Annotated in this window: 11 protein-coding genes and 3 pseudogenes; 6 read left to right on the top strand and 8 right to left on the bottom strand. The window is 64.9% G+C overall.

The genetic code is table 11. From position 1 onward, the window contains the following. Window positions 1-15: 15 nt before the first annotated feature. The 3 genes and pseudogenes from gatC to ACSKB8_RS28430 form a co-directional block, all read right to left on the bottom strand. Window positions 16-303: an Asp-tRNA(Asn)/Glu-tRNA(Gln) amidotransferase subunit GatC gene (gene gatC / locus ACSKB8_RS28440; RefSeq protein ID WP_007611211.1), complete on the bottom strand. Its 288-nt coding sequence runs from the start codon at window positions 301-303 to the stop codon at window positions 16-18. 77 nt (window positions 304-380) lie between these two features. Beyond that, window positions 381-1458, bottom strand: a pseudogene (locus ACSKB8_RS28435) (NAD(P)H-dependent flavin oxidoreductase). Window positions 1459-1661: 203 nt separating this feature from the next. After that, window positions 1662-2623: pseudogene (locus ACSKB8_RS28430) on the bottom strand (NAD(P)H-dependent flavin oxidoreductase); the annotation flags it as partial. 96 nt (window positions 2624-2719) lie between these two features. Here ACSKB8_RS28430 and ACSKB8_RS28425 point away from each other — a divergent pair. After that, a pseudogene (locus ACSKB8_RS28425) lies at window positions 2720-3609 on the top strand (LysR family transcriptional regulator). 196 nt (window positions 3610-3805) lie between these two features. After that, window positions 3806-4741: a cyclase family protein gene (locus ACSKB8_RS28420; protein ID WP_438107783.1), complete on the top strand. Its 936-nt coding sequence runs from the start codon at window positions 3806-3808 to the stop codon at window positions 4739-4741. 114 nt (window positions 4742-4855) lie between these two features. On the opposite strand, the gene ACSKB8_RS28415 is transcribed toward ACSKB8_RS28420, so the two are convergent. Together ACSKB8_RS28415 and ACSKB8_RS28410 are read right to left on the bottom strand one after the other, a co-directional pair. Further along, complete coding sequence (locus tag ACSKB8_RS28415; protein WP_438107782.1) at window positions 4856-7072, bottom strand: DNA/RNA non-specific endonuclease; 2217 nt, start codon at window positions 7070-7072, stop codon at window positions 4856-4858. Between the two features lie 318 nt (window positions 7073-7390). Next, window positions 7391-7603, bottom strand: coding sequence for a hypothetical protein (locus ACSKB8_RS28410; RefSeq protein ID WP_370985874.1), 213 nt, complete (start codon window positions 7601-7603; stop codon window positions 7391-7393). A gap of 46 nt (window positions 7604-7649) precedes the next feature. Between ACSKB8_RS28410 and ruvX the strand changes: the two genes are divergently transcribed. Further along, entirely contained in the window at window positions 7650-8141 is a 492-nt protein-coding gene (gene ruvX, locus ACSKB8_RS28405; RefSeq protein WP_438107781.1) for a Holliday junction resolvase RuvX, read from the top strand. A gap of 3 nt (window positions 8142-8144) precedes the next feature. Then, the gene (locus ACSKB8_RS28400; protein WP_438107780.1) at window positions 8145-9068 is read left to right on the top strand and encodes an AEC family transporter; all 924 of its coding nucleotides are present in this window, start codon (window positions 8145-8147) and stop codon (window positions 9066-9068) included. Between the two features lie 127 nt (window positions 9069-9195). Here ACSKB8_RS28400 and ACSKB8_RS28395 read toward each other — a convergent pair whose 3' ends face one another. From ACSKB8_RS28395 to ACSKB8_RS28385, 3 genes are all read right to left on the bottom strand, one after another. Continuing rightward, window positions 9196-9960, bottom strand: a complete 765-nt coding sequence (locus ACSKB8_RS28395; RefSeq protein WP_438107779.1) for a CPBP family intramembrane glutamic endopeptidase — start codon at window positions 9958-9960, stop codon at window positions 9196-9198. A 23-nt stretch (window positions 9961-9983) separates the two neighbouring features. After that, window positions 9984-11627: an acyl-CoA dehydrogenase family protein gene (locus ACSKB8_RS28390; RefSeq protein ID WP_438107778.1), complete on the bottom strand. Its 1644-nt coding sequence runs from the start codon at window positions 11625-11627 to the stop codon at window positions 9984-9986. A gap of 189 nt (window positions 11628-11816) precedes the next feature. Continuing rightward, the gene (locus ACSKB8_RS28385) at window positions 11817-12536 is read right to left on the bottom strand and encodes a M15 family metallopeptidase (RefSeq protein WP_438107777.1); all 720 of its coding nucleotides are present in this window, start codon (window positions 12534-12536) and stop codon (window positions 11817-11819) included. A 290-nt stretch (window positions 12537-12826) separates the two neighbouring features. Here ACSKB8_RS28385 and ACSKB8_RS28380 point away from each other — a divergent pair, with 290 nt between their 5' ends. Both ACSKB8_RS28380 and ACSKB8_RS28375 read left to right on the top strand, forming a co-directional pair. Further along, window positions 12827-13774, top strand: coding sequence for an aspartate carbamoyltransferase catalytic subunit (locus ACSKB8_RS28380; RefSeq protein ID WP_438107776.1), 948 nt, complete (start codon window positions 12827-12829; stop codon window positions 13772-13774). Window positions 13775-13779: 5 nt separating this feature from the next. Next, window positions 13780-15081, top strand: a complete 1302-nt coding sequence (locus tag ACSKB8_RS28375) for a dihydroorotase (protein ID WP_438110708.1) — start codon at window positions 13780-13782, stop codon at window positions 15079-15081. The last annotated feature ends 46 nt before the right edge of the window (window positions 15082-15127 follow it).

Genomic DNA, 15127 nt, shown 5'->3' with positions numbered 1-15127 from the left:
TCCTGAATTGAGATGTTACTCAACGACCTTGGGCACCAGGAAGAAGTGTCCTTCGGTCGCGGGCGCGTTGGCAACGATATCGTCGGCGATCTCGCCGTCATTGACCACGTCTTGCCGTTTCTTCATCTGCATCGGGGTGACCGAGGTCATCGGCTCCACGCCCTCGACATTGACCTCCGAGAGCTGCTCGACGAAGGCGAGCATGGCGTTGAGCTCGCCCTGCAGATGCGGAACCTCGCCCTCGGAAACCGCAATGCGCGCCAGATGCGCGATGCGGCGGACGGTAGCGGCGTCGACGGACATTATATAAGGCCTCTCACGGCAAAACCTAACCGCCGTATAGCAGAGGCCGCTTTTGCGCCGCAACCGGCGCTTCCCGCCTAGCCAGCAAGCGCTTTCATGCGGGCAAGCGCCGATTTCGCCAGATCCCGGGTCAATTCGGCCGCCGGCACCTCTCGGCCAAGGGCAATCGCCTGGCCGGCCCAGAGATTGGTGAAATCTACCCTGCCCTGCTTTTCGGCAGCCGCCTTCAGCGGCCCCAGCGCGGTCGCGGCATGGGGAAAGGGCGGCGCGTCCGGCGAGACCGGGCCCGCCTCACGCATCAGGCGGTTCTGGACACCGCGCGCCGGACGGCCGGTCATGACATTGGTGATGACGGTCGAACTCGTCGCCCGCCTTGGCGAGCGCCTTGCGGCCTCCGGCCGTGACCTTGGATTCCGGACAGCGCAGATAGGCACTGCCGATCTGCACACCGGATGCACCGAGCGCAAAGGCCGCGGCAATGCCGCGCCCGTCCGCGATGCCGCCGCATGCGATCACCGGCACCTTCACGGCATCGACGACCTGCGGCACCAGCGCGAACGTACCGGGCTGCTCGGCGATCTTGTCGGTCAGGAACATGCCGCGATGACCGCCCGCCTCCGCGCCTTGCGCGATGATGGCATCAACGCCGTGCTGCTCGAGCCAGACCGCTTCCTTCACCGTAGTGGCGGACGAGATCACGACGCAGCCGGCTGCCTTAACGCGCTTGAGCAGAGTTTGCTCCGGCAAGCCGAAGTGAAAGCTGACGACTTCCGGCTTCAGCTCCTCGACGACCTCGCAGAAGGCAGCATCGAACGGCGCACGGTTCGCCGCAGCGATCGGCGCGGCGGGATCGAGGCCATGCTCGGTGTAATAGCCCGCGAGCCGCTGCTTCCAGCGCGCCTCAGCCTCGGCCGTGAGTTCGACAGGCGTGTGGCAGAAGAAGTTCATGTTGACCGGCGCCTTCACGCGCTGGCGGATGAGGCCAACCTGCTCGCGTGCCTTCTCCGCCGAGATCATCGCGCAGGGCAGCGATCCCAGCGCCCCGCCCTGCGCGGCCGCAATCACCAGCTCCGCATCCATCACGCCCGCCATCGGCGCCAGCACGATCGGGAATTCGGTCTTGAAGAGATCGATTAGTCGACGGTCAGGCCACATGGGTTCTCTCACTACTTGTTTTCCTTACCCTCCCCTGGAGGGGGAGGGTCGATCGCGCGTAGCGCGAGCGGGGTGGGGTGACAGTCTCTCCTCGGAGGCGCTGCCCACCTGGAGAGATCACCCCACCCCGCTACGCATTTCGCTTCGCTACATGCGAAGCGACCCTCCCCTCCAGGGGAGGGTGGAAGAGCGTGCGTACCTCTCACCGAGTTGCGCTGTCCGGCAAGCAGCTGCTCGGCTTCAGCCGCGATGCGTTCGACGATCTCCGCCGCGGACGGAATGTCATGGATCAGGCCGACCGCCTCGCCGGCAAAAACCGCAGCAATCTCGAAATTGCCCGCGGCCTTCGCCGCAGCATACTCCACAGCGACCTCGCTTGCGCGCTGCATCAGCTCGATCTCACGACCGGTCCAGCGCTTGATGTGATCATTGACCAGCGAGCGCGCGGTGAACGGCGCCGGCCAGACAGATTTCGCGACCAGTCGAAGACGACGCCGCGCACGGTGTCATCGCCATTAGCCGCGCGAATGCGCTGCTTCGCCTCCTCCGCACCATTGGCCTCCACGCTGGCATAGAACCGCGTGCCGATCAGCACGCCGGACGCCCCGAGCATCATCATTGCGGCGAGGCCCCGGCCATCGGCGATCCCGCCGGCCGCGACGACAGGCACGCGCCCTGCCGCGAGATCGACGATCGCAGGCACGATGTCGATCGTGGTGCGCGATGCGCCATGGCCGCCGGCCTCGGTACCCTGTGCAATCAGGATGTCTGCCCCGGAATCGAGCCCCTGCTTCGCCATGTCCTCGCTCTGCACCTGGCAGATCAATCGCGCGCCGCCCGCCTTGATGCGCGGCGCGAATGGCGCGGGATCACCGAATGACAGCATGATGGCCTGCGGGCGAGCGTCGAGTGCGATGTCGAGCAGTTCGGGCTGTTTTGCGAGGCTCCAGGTGATGAAGCCGATACCGAACGGCGCAACGCCATTCAGCTCCTTGGTCTCGGCCTCCAGCCGGGCCTGCTCGCCGTAGCCACCACCCAGGATTCCGAATCCGCCGGCACCGCTGACGGCACGGGTCAGCCGGCTGCCGGCGATGGTGTCCATGGGCGCCAACAGGATGGGATGCTTGATCCCAAGAAGCTCTGTCAGCGGCGTCGCGATCGGCATGCGTCCTCCCACTCTGGACAAGAACACTAGGCGCGAATAGCATTCTCTAAAATTGAATTCTAGAGAACGCTACCATCTCAAAAGCGGAACGACGCCATGGAACTCAGCGATCTCCAGACCTTTGCCGCCGTCGCCCGCACCGGCGGCATCACCCGCGCCGCCGAAGAGCTCAACACGGTGCAGTCCAACGTCACTCAGCGCGTGAAGGCGCTCGAAGCGGAGATCGGCACGCCGCTGTTCGAACGTCACAGCCGCGGCATGACGCTGACTGGTGCCGGCAAGCGCCTCCTGCCCTACGCCCAAAAAATGGCGGCGCTGTCGCGCGAAGCCCTGCTCGCCGCGCGTGACGATGGCGAGCCGAAGGGACCGCTCGCGATCGGATCGATGGAGACGACGGCGGCCGTGCGGCTGCCACCGCTGCTGGCGGACTTCCATCGCCGTTTCCCGCCGTGCGACTTTCCTTGCGCACCGCGCCGACTGCCGATCTCGTCGCCGCTGTGCTCGACGGCACGCTCGACGGCGCCTTCGTCGCGGGTCCCATCGCGCATGCCGATCTCATCGCGACGAGCGCCTTCCGCGAAGAGCTGGTGCTGGTCAGCGCGCGGCGCTGGGCTTCGCTGGCCGAGTTGCGCGCCGGCACGCCGGAATCCGGCCCGACCGCGCTGGTGTTTCGCACCGGCTGCACCTACCGTCAGCGGCTCGAGCAAGTGTTCGTCGAGTTCGGCTGGCCGTCGGCCGCGCGCTTCGAGCTCGGCACGCTCGACGGCATGATCGGCTGCGTCGCCGCCGACATGGGCGTGACGCTGCTGCCGCGCGCGGTGGTCGAATGCAGCGCGATGGACGGCAATGTGTCGATCCACACGTTGAGCGCCTCGCACGCGCGCGTCGAGACCCTCTTCATCCAGCGCTGCGCCGGCCATCAAACCAGCGCGCTCAGTGGCTTTGCCGCGTGCCTGACGAAAGATGACGACGTCATCGCGGCCTGACGCGACGCAATCCGTTCCACCGCGCGAAATTCACCGTCACAAATCTGTCGTACTTGAATCCATCCACGCTGCGTTGCGTTCAGCCGTCGCAGCGCTGCGCGTGGAAAAACTTTGAAGGCCGCTCTCCTTCTACGTTAGGATGAATGACTGGCCGGCGCGAAACCATAACGAAGCCAAAACATCGGGAGGACTATCGATGCGCAATACGCTCGTGTTGTGCTGTGTCGCTGCGTTGTCGGCGATATTAGGAACTGCAAGCGCACAGGACTGGACCAAATCGAAATGGGGGCCGAACGACGAGATTGGCGCCGCCAACTACATGACACCCGAGCTCGTGGTGAAAGCGGCGTCGCTGGTGAAGACCGGCAAGACCTATGCCCTCGGCATTCCCGTCACGCCGCAGACACCAGCCTATCCGCCGCGCGCGTTCAAGCTGACCATCGTGCAGCCCGGACAGGCCGGCAGCCCGGGTCTCGGTCCGAACAAGGCAACCTATAACGACGATATCCTCGACACCTGGGTCGGCATCGGCAGCCAGCTCGACGGGCTCGGCCATCTCGGCGTCGAGCATGTCTATTACAACGGCAACAAGCTCGCCGATTTCGCCGATCCCAACGGGCTGAAGAAGCTCGGCATCGAGAAGGTGCCGCCGATGGTCACGCGCGGCGTGCTGCTCGACATGGCCGCTTATTTCAACACCGACGTGGTCAAGGAAGGCACCGCCTTCAACGTCAAGGAGATCGAGGAAGCCGCCAAGAAGCAAGGCGTCGAGATCCGCCAGGGCGACGTCGTCATCTTCCACACCGGCTGGCTCAGCCTGATCGGCAAGGATGACAAGCGCTATTCGGCGGGCGAGCCCGGCCTCGGCGTCGAGGGTGCGAAGTATTTGACCGGCAAGGGCGTCGTCGCGATCGGCGCCGATACCTGGGCGCTCGAGGTGCTGCCGTTCGAGTCCAAGAACGTGTTCGAGGTGCACCAGATCCTGCTCGCGATGAACGGGACCTACATCCTCGAGAACATGGACACCGCTGCGCTCGCCCGGGACAAGGGATACGAATTTCTGTTCGTGCTTGGCCAGCCGCGCTGGACCGGCGGCGTGCAGGCGATGATCAATCCGATCGCAATCCGCTGACGCCCACACGGGCCCTAAGGAAAGTCGGGTGAGGGTCATGCGGTGTCTCTGCGGAGCGCAGCGCTGCCCTCACCCGAACGCCGCGTCGGTTTCGCGGCTCGGCGAACCGAAGCACTATTTGAGTCGAATGTCCTCATAGGACTCGATCCGGCGCGGGCCGACCGAGGTCGCCTCGTGCGAATCCGCGTCGACGAGATTGCCGAAGTCGAGCTTGGTCAATTTCGTCAGGTCTGCGATCGAGACCTGGAAGACGCTGACATCCTCTTCGGACAACCGCTCGAGCAGATCCGCCTCCTGGATTCGATCGATCTCCATGACCTGCTTTCGCTGGCTCATCAGGAATGCCGCCGCCTTGAGACCATCGTCGTCGCGTCGGATCAGGATTTTCCAGAAGTATTTCGGAATTTGAACGCCTCCGAAGCTCGGATCCTTGTGCGACTTGCCGGCCGGATTGGGCAAATCCGATCCGTCGGCATCCGGTCCGTCGAAGACCGGACCGTTCATCACGATGCCCTTCTCCTCGCCTTCGAGCAGGACATCGCGCGTATAATCCTCCAGTCCGGCCCAGAGCTGCTTGCCCTGGTTGAACGAGAAGAATTGCGGCGAGCAATTGGTGAAATGGAAGGAATCGTCGCCATGCTGCTTGGCCGCTGCGACGGTGTCGCCCCAGGTCGCATCCAGCCGGCGCACGAGATGACCGCGATCGAACGGATTCTTGCTGCGGTCGGCCTCGAACGTGGCCTGCTTGCGGTAGAACTCGTCGCCGATCTGGGCCTCATCGTCGATGCGTGGATCGCGCAGCCAGGAATCGCCTTCGCGCTTGCCGACGTCCTGCTGCTCGCCGCCGTCGATATTGACGCAGCTGAAGAAGGCGAGCCGGCGCGCCTTGTTCATGACGACACTATAGTTGAAATATTTCAGCTCGGACTGCTTGGAGCTGCCCTTCAACATCGCAACCCGGGATTTGAGGGCGGCGGGTATCTTCGGCAAGGGGACGGAAAATTTGCCGCTGCCGAGAAAATTCGCCTTGTAGCCGGGCCGCGATTTCAGCGTGCTCTGATCGATGTGCACCGCCTCCATGGGCAGGCCGTTCTTCGCGCTGATGTGAGGCAACAGGCCGACCGGCGGGACGATCAGGGGCTTGCCGCCGTTCTGCATGCCGCCGTTCGGCGCGCCGCCATTGCCCCCAAGGTTCGGAACGGGCGCCGGTGGGGCAACCGGAATGTCCTTCCTGAACATTGGCAATGGCACGCGGATCGGGACCACCAGCGAGCTTCCGTCGACAGACTGCTCGACCCAGACACTCGCTCCGAAGGGAGCTGCAGCGGCGGGGCGCGGCATTTTCGCGACCTCCTGCCGGGTCGGCGGCTCCTCCTCGTCGAGCACCGGCTTGATCAGAGGATGTGAGCCCACGGAAACCTTGAGATCGGCGACGATCGCGCTGATCCGGATGCCCTCGTTGGCGATCCAGTCGATCGAGGTTTCGTCCATCGAGGCATCCCACACTTTGCCATCCTTGGTCAGCGTTCGGCCCCGCGTATCCTTTCTCGGCACGCCGCTGTGGTGCAGCGCGACCACCTGCCAGAAGCGGTTGAACGCCGGCGAGCCCGACGAGCCGGCCGTGGTATCGGTGTTGTACCAGAGGAAGTCACCGACATATTTGAGCAGCTTGTTTTCGCGAACGCAGACCTGCTTCATCTGCCCGCTGGGATGCTGGACGATGGTGAGGTACTCGCCAGGGTCAGCCTTGCCGGGCGCGCCACTGAGCGGCAACCATCCCCAATCCTCGAGGTGTTCGTCGCCTGACACCGAGGTCGGCGCCACCGCGACGATTGAGAAATCAAGCCCGTCGTTGGTGTAGAAGAATTTGCCCGGCTCGAATCCGAATCTGACCGGCACGCGCTCTTGTCCCGAAATGTCCAGTTCGTAGTTGAAATCGGCGATCGAATTGGCTGCATCGGACGGCCTGCCGAAGACATGATGGTTCGTGAGCAGCAGGCCCGGCCCGATCAGAAAGCCCGAGCCATAGCCGAGCAGATTTGACCTCATATCCCTGAGCTGGATGCGACAGACCGGGCGCGAGGCCGCCGTACCCTTGGCGAGGTAGTTGATGCTGTCGAGATCGTTGCCCTGGATGATCCGCTCGAGGCCGATCTCGGCCGCCTGCACGTCCCGTGTCTCGGCGAAAAGCTGGCGCTGGCGCAGGCGTTTCTTCTCGACCGTCATCTCGATCGGGCCGTCGCCCAATTTCCGGTTCAAGGCTTCCGGTGAAAACTCGGCTTGCTTGAATCGCCTTTCTGAGCCCGCGATCAGGCTTGGCTTGATGAACATGATGACCTCTCGAAAATTCGGATGAATATCGACGTGCGGACGCTGAAAATTGCGCCAAGGCTGCAGTGCGGCCTGATCTGCCGTTCACTGCCAATGATTGTTCAAATCGGGGTTGGGTCCCCTACTACTTTAGCCTCATAATCCTATCGCGCCACAACCAACGCGTCAATTGATGCCGGCTGCCGCGCGCGCGGCATCATGTCATGGGGAGCGCTTTGCTTGTGTGAACTACGCAACAAATGATCGATGTTCTCGCATGTGCATCACGGTTTCGAAAAGCTCTTCTTTGAGATCGGTCCAAAAGACGAGCTTCCGTCGCTAGCCCCTCCGGTGCCACCGCCGCAGCGCCACCAGAGCCCAGATCGCCTCTACGAGGCCGAACGGCCAGGCGCCCTGCAGGAAGCCGTAGGCCGAGCCGAGTGCGCAGGACGCCGCGAACAGCAACACGAACCAATGGCTGCGGTCTTCCAGTGCATAGCAGACCAGCATCGCCGTCACGGCAAACAGGCCGAATAGTGTCAGTGCATCCATGTCCAGGGTTCACTCCGCAGCGCGACGCGTGATATGCGCTAAGGCCATGCCGGCTCTTATCCTGCCACTCGTCGATGCTGCAACCCACTGGCCCGCGCGCGGCGCGCTGATCGGGCTCGACCTCGGCACCAAGACCATCGGCGTTGCCGTGTCCGATCCCGACCGGCGGTTAGCGACCGGCATCGAGACGATCCAGCGCAAGGCGTTCAAGCAGGATGCCGCCCGGCTGCTCGCGATCGCGGCCGAGCGCAAGGCGACCGGTTTCGTGCTCGGCCTGCCCATCAACATGGACGGCAGCGAGGGCCCGCGCGCGCAGTCGACCCGCGCCTTCGCCCGCAATCTCGCCGGCCTGACCGCGCTCCCCATCGGCCTCTGGGACGAGCGCCTTTCGACCGCAGCGGTCGAGCGCGAGCTGATCGGCATGGATGTCAGCCGCGCCAAGCGCGCCGAGGTGATCGACGAGCATGCCGCGATCTTCATCCTGCAAGGCGCGCTCGACCGCCTCGCCAATCTTCGCGCGAGCCCGGGGACGGACTGATCCATGGCCGTCGTCATCGCGGCGCTGCTGCCGGTCTTCGTCCTCATCGTGCTCGGCGTCGTGCTGAAGCGCAGCCTGATGCGGCTCGACACGCAGTGGCACGGGCTGGAGCGGCTGACTTATTTCGTGCTGTTTCCGATGCTGCTGATCCAGACGCTGGTGAAGGCCGACCTCTCCAAGGTACCGGTCGCCGGCGTCGGCGGCGCGCTGCTGCTGTCGGCGCTCGCGATGTCGCTGCTGTGCCTCGCGCTGCGCCCCGCTTTGTCGCGGCTCGGCATTGACGGGCCCGCCTTCACCTCGATCTTTCAGGGCGCAACGCGCTGGCAGACCTTCGTCGGGCTGTCGGTCGCCGCCAACCTGTTCGGCGACGTCGGGCTGGCGCTCGCCTCCGTGGCGATGGTCGCGATCATTCCCCTGGTCAACGTGCTCAGCGTCGTGGTGCTCGCCCATTACGCCGCGCCTAAAAAGCAGTCCGCACGCGCCATCGTCATGACGGTGATCCGCAATCCTCTGATCTGGGCCTGCGTCATCGGGCTTGCCGTCAACCTGACGCACCTGCCGCTGCCGAAGCTCTGGCACGAGGTGGCGGATGCGCTGAGCCGCTCCTCGCTCGCGATCGGCCTGCTCGTCACCGGCGCCGGCCTGCATCTCGAAGGCCTCTTGCGCCCGAGCATGGGAGCGGCGATCGGCGTCGTCTTCAAGCTCGCGCTGATGCCCGCGCTCGCGCTGGTGCTCGGTGCCTGGTTCGGGCTTTCCGGCAATAGCCTCGCGATCGTGGCGATCTGCGCGGCAGTGCCGACCTCGCCCAGCGCCTATGTGCTGGCCCGCCAGATGGGCGGCGATGCGCCGCTGCTGGCGCAGATCATCACGCTGCAGACGATTTTTGCGGCCATCACGATGCCAATGGCGATCGCGCTGGCGGCCTAAGACTCGTCATTGCGAGCTCCCTCACCTCGTCATTGCGAGGAGCCCTTGCGACGAAGCAATCCAGAATTCCTCCGCGGAACCATTCTGGATTGCTTCGCTTGCGCTCGCAATGACGGAGTATGAGACCTCAGACACCCAGCCACATCGTCAGCACCACTGCGGTCAGATTGTTGAGCGCATGCAGCACGGCCGTGAGCCAGAGCGAATTGGCGCGATAGCGCATGTAGCCGAACCACAATCCGATGGTGAAGACCTCGGCGAGGAAGTACATGTCGTATTGCAGGTGCACGACCGTCCAAACCAGCGACGACAGGAGGATCGCGCCAGGCACCCGCAGGAAGCTTGCCGACCAGCCGCGATAGAGGAAGCCCCGCGCCAGGACTTCTTCCGACATCGGCGCAGCGACGCTGAAGGCGAACAGCAGCACCATTGCGGCGCCCTTGTCGCGGCCCGATTTCAACAGATCGGCCATGAACCCCGGCGTCGCCTCGCGGCCGAGCGCGCGCGACATCGTCTCCCAGATCAGTACCAGCAGGATGAGCCCCACGGCGCCGAATGCCAGTTGCTTCCAGGCCGGCCAACGCAGCGCGAGGTAATCGACGAAGGACGCCTTCTTGATACGAATGGCAAGCCAGACCGCAGCCAGCGTCGCTGGCAGACCCATGGTGACCGACAGCGCCAGCGCCTGGGGCTCACGGCCGACAAGTTGCAGCGAAGCGAGGTCCATGGGCAAACCACGCTCCGCCACCAGCAGAACGATCGCGCCGATCTGCCCGACGAACATCGCGACGAAGATGAGGAAGCCCCACAGCGCCGTGCCCCAGAACATCCAGACATGCGGCGTCGCAGGCGTTACCCTCAATGGCGGATGATCGGGATTAACGGAGTCCATCAAAAGGCTTTCGTTTGGGAGACTCACGGCAGCGCGCGCTCCAGCAGCGCGCGCACGTCGGCGCTGTCGAGCTCCACGGCACCGTACATGCTGGCGTGATTGGCAGCGAGACGCGTGCTCGCGAACAGTTCGGCATCGTGCGGTGACACGCCGTTCAGCGCCGCAGCCGCAGCGAGCAGCGCCAGCCTCTCGACCGCAAGCCGCGCGACCCGTTCGCCGTCGGCGCGGCGGAAGGTTTTGCCGATGAACGCCACCGCATCTTCTGTCCCTGGCAGCCCCTTTGTCTCGGCCGCGAGCGATTGCAGCACCGCCATCGCCGCCTCCGGCTCGCGCGAGAGCGCGCGGAGCACGTCGAGGCACATGACGTTACCCGAGCCTTCCCAGATCGCGTTGACGGGAGACTCGCGGTAGTGACGCGCCAAAATGCCGTCTTCGACATAGCCGTTGCCGCCGAGGCACTCCATCGCCTCGTAGAGGAACGGCGGCGCGCTCTTGCAGGTCCAGTATTTGATCGCGGGCGTCAGCAGCCGCATGTACGCGGCCTCCGCCGCATCGTGCGGCGTGCGGTCGAAGGCGCGGCAGAGCCGCATCACCAGGGCTGTGCTCGCCTCGACATGCAGCGCCATGTCCGACAGCACCGCCTGCATCAAGGGCTGGTCTGCGAGATGCTTCTGGAACACGCTGCGGTGACGGGCGTGATGCAGCGCATGTGCGAGGCCCGAGCGCATCAGGCCGACGGAGGCGATCGCGCAATCCTGCCGCGTCAGTTGCACCATCTGGATGATGGTGCGGATGCCCTTGCCCTCCTCGCCGACCGCTTGCGCATAGGCGCCGACGAACTCGACCTCCGAGGAGGCATTGGAGCGGTTGCCGAGCTTGTCCTTCAGCCGCTGGAATTGGATCGCATTCACCGAGCCATCCGGCGCAAAACGCGGCATGAAGAAGCAGGTCAGCCCAGCGTCTGTCTGCGCCAGCACCAGGAATGCGTCACACATCGGCGCCGACATGAACCATTTGTGGCCGGTGATGCGGTAGGCATCGCCGTCGCGCACTGCGCGCGTCATGTTGGCGCGGACGTCGGTGCCGCCCTGCTTCTCGGTCATGCCCATGCCGAGCGTCATGCCCCGCTTTTCCCACCACGGCGCGAAGCTGGGATCGTAGCTTTTCGTCGACAGCACCGGCATCACGCGCGCGAGCAGATCCGGCTGCATCGCCAGCGCGGCCACGGAGGCGCGCGTCATCGTGATCGGGCAGAGATGGCCGGTCTCGACTTGCGCGGCGATATAGAATTTTGCCGCGCGGATGACCTCGGCGGCATCGCCCGCGGGCTTCCCGTCCGCCGTCCACGTCGAATTGTGCACGCCGGCATGCGCGCTGTGCGCCATCAACTCGTGATAAGAGGGGTGAAACTCGACCTGGTCGCGACGATTGCCCTTGGCATCGAATGTGCGCAGTTTTGGCGTGTTCTCGTTCGCGACGCGCCCGCGATCAGCCATCGCGGCCGAGCCCCAGTGCTTGCCGAACTCCGAGAGCTCGCGTTCCGCCGCCGCACCGCCATTGGCCTTGACCGCCTCGACCAGCGGCCGATCCACCGCGAACAGGTCGACGTTCTCGAACGGCGGCGACTGGTTGAAGACCTCGTGGGTCGCAAAGCTCGGCTGGGTCATGATGCTTCCGATCGACCGTATCTCGCCGCGGGCGGTGCCACCTCTCCCGACGGGAGAGGTCGCGCCGCAGGCGCGGGTGAGGGGTTACGCTCGAACGAGGGACCTGATCCCCTCACCCGGCGCTTCGCGCCGACCTCTCCCCTTGGGAGAGGTAAACCTGCTCGCGGCTGCTTCCGCCTCAATTGAACTCTACCTTGTTCGCGGCTGGATCGGGAAATCATAGGCCGCCCCGCCCGCCCCCGGCAGGGAAAAATGCCACCACTCCTTCGAATAGTTCACAAAGCCTTGCCTCGCCATCGCAGCCACCAGCCGCTTGCGCCAGGCGCGCTGGGCCGGGTTGATAGATGGTGCCGCAGTATGGCCCAGCGCATCGGTACAGTCATAGCCGGTGCCCATGTCGACACTGCCCTCCGGCGCCCGCGCCTCGGCCGGTGCCGTGCAATCGGCATAGATCCTTGACGGATCATATTTGGCGGAATTGTCGCCTTTGAGATCGACCAGAGTGAGATCGAGCGCCGCCCCGGTGGAATGCTGCGAACGGCTGGCGATGTAGCCGAGGCGGAACAGCTCGGTCTTGGGAATTTTGGGATTGTAGCGCCGCTCGGCCGCCGTCTCGTGGCCGTTCTGCGACCACTTCACCATGTCGAGGGAGGCCCGCGCCGGCCGGTAGCAGTCGAACATCTTGAGCGAGAGATTTTGCGCCACCAGTTCCTCTTGAACGGCCTTCAGCCGCAGCCCCACCTCCCGCTTCACCACGCATTCGCCGGCGCCATAGCCGGCGAGCGGACGGCCAACGAAATTGTTCGATGTGGCGTAGCGGATGTCCTGGATGATGCTGGGGTCGATGTCGCGCAGGTACACGAAGCCGCCGGGCAGCGATTGGGCGTGGTTAGGCGAAACGATAGCCATCACGACAATCGCAATCAGAAGTGATCTCACGCTATGGCCTCCGGACCGTCACGGCCGGGCTTGTCCCGCCTGCGCGGCCGAAGCCGCTTCGGCGAGGCGAAGGCCCGGCCATCCATGTTCTTTTGCGTCAAATGCGATAGAAGAACGTGGATGCCCGGCACAAGCCAGGACAAGCCCGGGCATGACGGAGAGGATGACGTCGCGCCGCCCGCACCGACAGATCAGGGGATAACTCACTTCCTCACCTTTGCCCCTTGCTCCCCCGCCGTCCCCCTATAGCTCTGCTTTTAATGACATCGAAATCGACCTTCGTCCTCGGCCACCGGCATTTGCTGGGCATCGAGGGCCTTTCCGCGGCCGACATCACCGGCCTCCTCGACCTGTCCGAAGAATATGTCGAGCTCAACCGCCAAGTTGACAAGAAGCGTACCGTCCTGCGTGGACGGACGCAGGTGAACCTCTTCTTCGAGGCTTCCACCCGGACCCAGTCCTCGTTCGAGCTCGCCGGCAAGCGGCTGGGTGCCGACGTCATGAACATGTCGGTGTCCTCGTCCTCGATCCGCAAGGGCGAGACCCTGATCGACACCGCGGTGACGCTGAACGCGATGCACCCTGACATCCTGGTGGTGCGCCATCACGCCTCCGGCGCGGTGGAACTGTTGGCACGCAAGGTCGACGGTTCCGTGATCAATGCCGGCGATGGTGCACATGAGCACCCAACGCAGGCCCTGCTCGACGCGCTCACCATCCGCCGCAACAAGGGTCGGATCGAGGGCCTCGTGGTCGCGATCTGCGGCGACGTGCTGCATTCGCGCGTCGCCCGCTCCAACATCATCCTGCTCAACACCATGGGTGCCCGCGTCCGCGTCGTCGGCCCCTCCACGCTGTTGCCGCCCGGCATCGAGCGGATGGGCGTCGAGGTCGCGCGCGACATGCGCGAGGGCCTCGAAGGCGCCGACATCGTCATGATGCTGCGGCTGCAGCGCGAGCGCATGAACGGCTCCTTTGTGCCGTCGTCATCGGAATACTTCTATTATTTCGGGCTCGACCAGAAGAAGCTCGCCTACGCCAAGCCGGACGCACTCGTGATGCATCCCGGCCCGATGAACCGCGGCGTGGAGATCAACTCGATCGTGGCCGATGGCGCCCAGTCCCTGATCCGCGAACAGGTCGAGATGGGCGTCGCCGTGCGCATGGCCGTGCTGGAAGCGCTCGCCCGCAACCTGCCGAACGCGTGATGCCGATGTTGACCGACCGCCGCCCCATCCTGCTCGCCAACGCCCGCGTCGTCGATCCCAGCAAGGATTTCGACGGTGTCGCCGACGTTCTCATTGCCGACGGCATCGTCCGCGAGACCCGCCGCGGCATTGGCGCGGCCGGCGTCCCCGAGGGTACCGACATCGTCAACTGCTCCGGCAAGATCGTGGCGCCGGGCCTGATCGACATGCGCGCCTTCGTCGGCGAGCCCGGCCTCAGCCACCGCGAGACCTTTGCCTCGGCGAGCCAGGCCGCCGCAACCGGCGGCATCACCACCATCATCTGCCAGCCCGCCACCTCGCCCGTCATCGACAATTCGGCGACGGTCGACTTCGTGATGCGGCGCGCCCGCGACACCGCGATCGTCAACATCCAGCCGATGGCGGCCCTCACCAAGGGCATGCACGGCGAGGAGATGACCGAGTTCGGCCTGTTGAAAGCCGCCGGCGCGGTCGCCTTCAGCGACGGCGACAGAAGCGTGACCAACGCCCAGGTGATGCGCCGCGCGCTGACCTACGCCCGCGACTTCAACGCGCTGATCGTGCATCACACCGAGGATCCCAACCTCGTCGGCGAAGGCGTGATGAACGAGGGCGAGTTCGCCACCCGGCTCGGCCTGATGGGCATCCCGAATGCCGCCGAAGCCGTGATGCTGGAGCGCGATCTGCGGCTCGTCGCGCTCACGGGCGGCCGCTACCACGCGGCGTCGCTGACCTGCATCAACTCCCTCGAGATCCTCGAGCGCGCCCGCGACGCCGGGCTTACCGTCAGCGCCTCGGTCTCGATCAACCATCTGGCGCTGAACGAGAACGACATCGGGCCCTATCGTTCGTTCCTGAAGCTGTCGCCTCCGTTGCGCACCGAGGACGATCGCCGCGCGCTGGTGGCGGCACTCGCCTCCGGCCTTCTCGACGTCATCATGTCCGATCACAATCCGCAGGACGTCGAGGTCAAGCGCCTGCCGTTCGCGGAAGCCGCTCCCGGCGCCGTCGGACTCGAGACCATGCTGCCCGCGGGCCTGCGCCTCGTGCACAATGGCGAGATGGAACTGAAAACGCTGATCCGCGCGATGTCGACCCGGCCGGCCGAGCTGCTCGGGCTACAAGGCGGAACCCTGCGCGCCGGCAGCCCGGCGGATGTCATCGTGATCGACCCCGATACGCCGTGGGTGGTCGATCCCGCCGACCTCAAATCGCCCTGCAAGAACACCCCGTTCGACGAGGCCCGCTTTACAGGCCGCGTGGTGCGCACCATTGTCGGCGGACGGACGGTCTACGAGCATGTCTGACGCGCGCGATCGTTCGACATGGAGATCCAGCCTTTGGAGCTGCCGC

The organism is Bradyrhizobium sp. BR 1432 (assembly GCF_051547705.1).
In the GTDB taxonomy this organism is placed as follows: domain Bacteria; phylum Pseudomonadota; class Alphaproteobacteria; order Rhizobiales; family Xanthobacteraceae; genus Bradyrhizobium; species Bradyrhizobium zhanjiangense.
This window is presented reverse-complemented; position numbering and strand designations above follow the sequence as displayed.

What these genes read in the sequence shown, in the direction of transcription:
- ACSKB8_RS28380 (WP_438107776.1), top strand. Translation starts at nt 12,827, where the DNA reads ATGACATCGAAATCGACCTTCGTCCTCGGCCACCGGCATTTGCTGGGC.
- gatC (WP_007611211.1), bottom strand. Translation starts at nt 303, where the DNA reads ATGTCCGTCGACGCCGCTACCGTCCGCCGCATCGCGCATCTGGCGCGC.
- ACSKB8_RS28420 (WP_438107783.1), top strand. Translation starts at nt 3,806, where the DNA reads ATGCGCAATACGCTCGTGTTGTGCTGTGTCGCTGCGTTGTCGGCGATA.
- ruvX (WP_438107781.1), top strand. Translation starts at nt 7,650, where the DNA reads ATGCCGGCTCTTATCCTGCCACTCGTCGATGCTGCAACCCACTGGCCC.
- ACSKB8_RS28410 (WP_370985874.1), bottom strand. Translation starts at nt 7,603, where the DNA reads ATGGATGCACTGACACTATTCGGCCTGTTTGCCGTGACGGCGATGCTG.
- ACSKB8_RS28385 (WP_438107777.1), bottom strand. Translation starts at nt 12,536, where the DNA reads ATGGCTATCGTTTCGCCTAACCACGCCCAATCGCTGCCCGGCGGCTTC.
- ACSKB8_RS28375 (WP_438110708.1), top strand. Translation starts at nt 13,780, where the DNA reads ATGTTGACCGACCGCCGCCCCATCCTGCTCGCCAACGCCCGCGTCGTC.
- ACSKB8_RS28400 (WP_438107780.1), top strand. Translation starts at nt 8,145, where the DNA reads ATGGCCGTCGTCATCGCGGCGCTGCTGCCGGTCTTCGTCCTCATCGTG.
- ACSKB8_RS28415 (WP_438107782.1), bottom strand. Translation starts at nt 7,072, where the DNA reads ATGTTCATCAAGCCAAGCCTGATCGCGGGCTCAGAAAGGCGATTCAAG.
- ACSKB8_RS28395 (WP_438107779.1), bottom strand. Translation starts at nt 9,960, where the DNA reads ATGGACTCCGTTAATCCCGATCATCCGCCATTGAGGGTAACGCCTGCG.
- ACSKB8_RS28390 (WP_438107778.1), bottom strand. Translation starts at nt 11,627, where the DNA reads ATGACCCAGCCGAGCTTTGCGACCCACGAGGTCTTCAACCAGTCGCCG.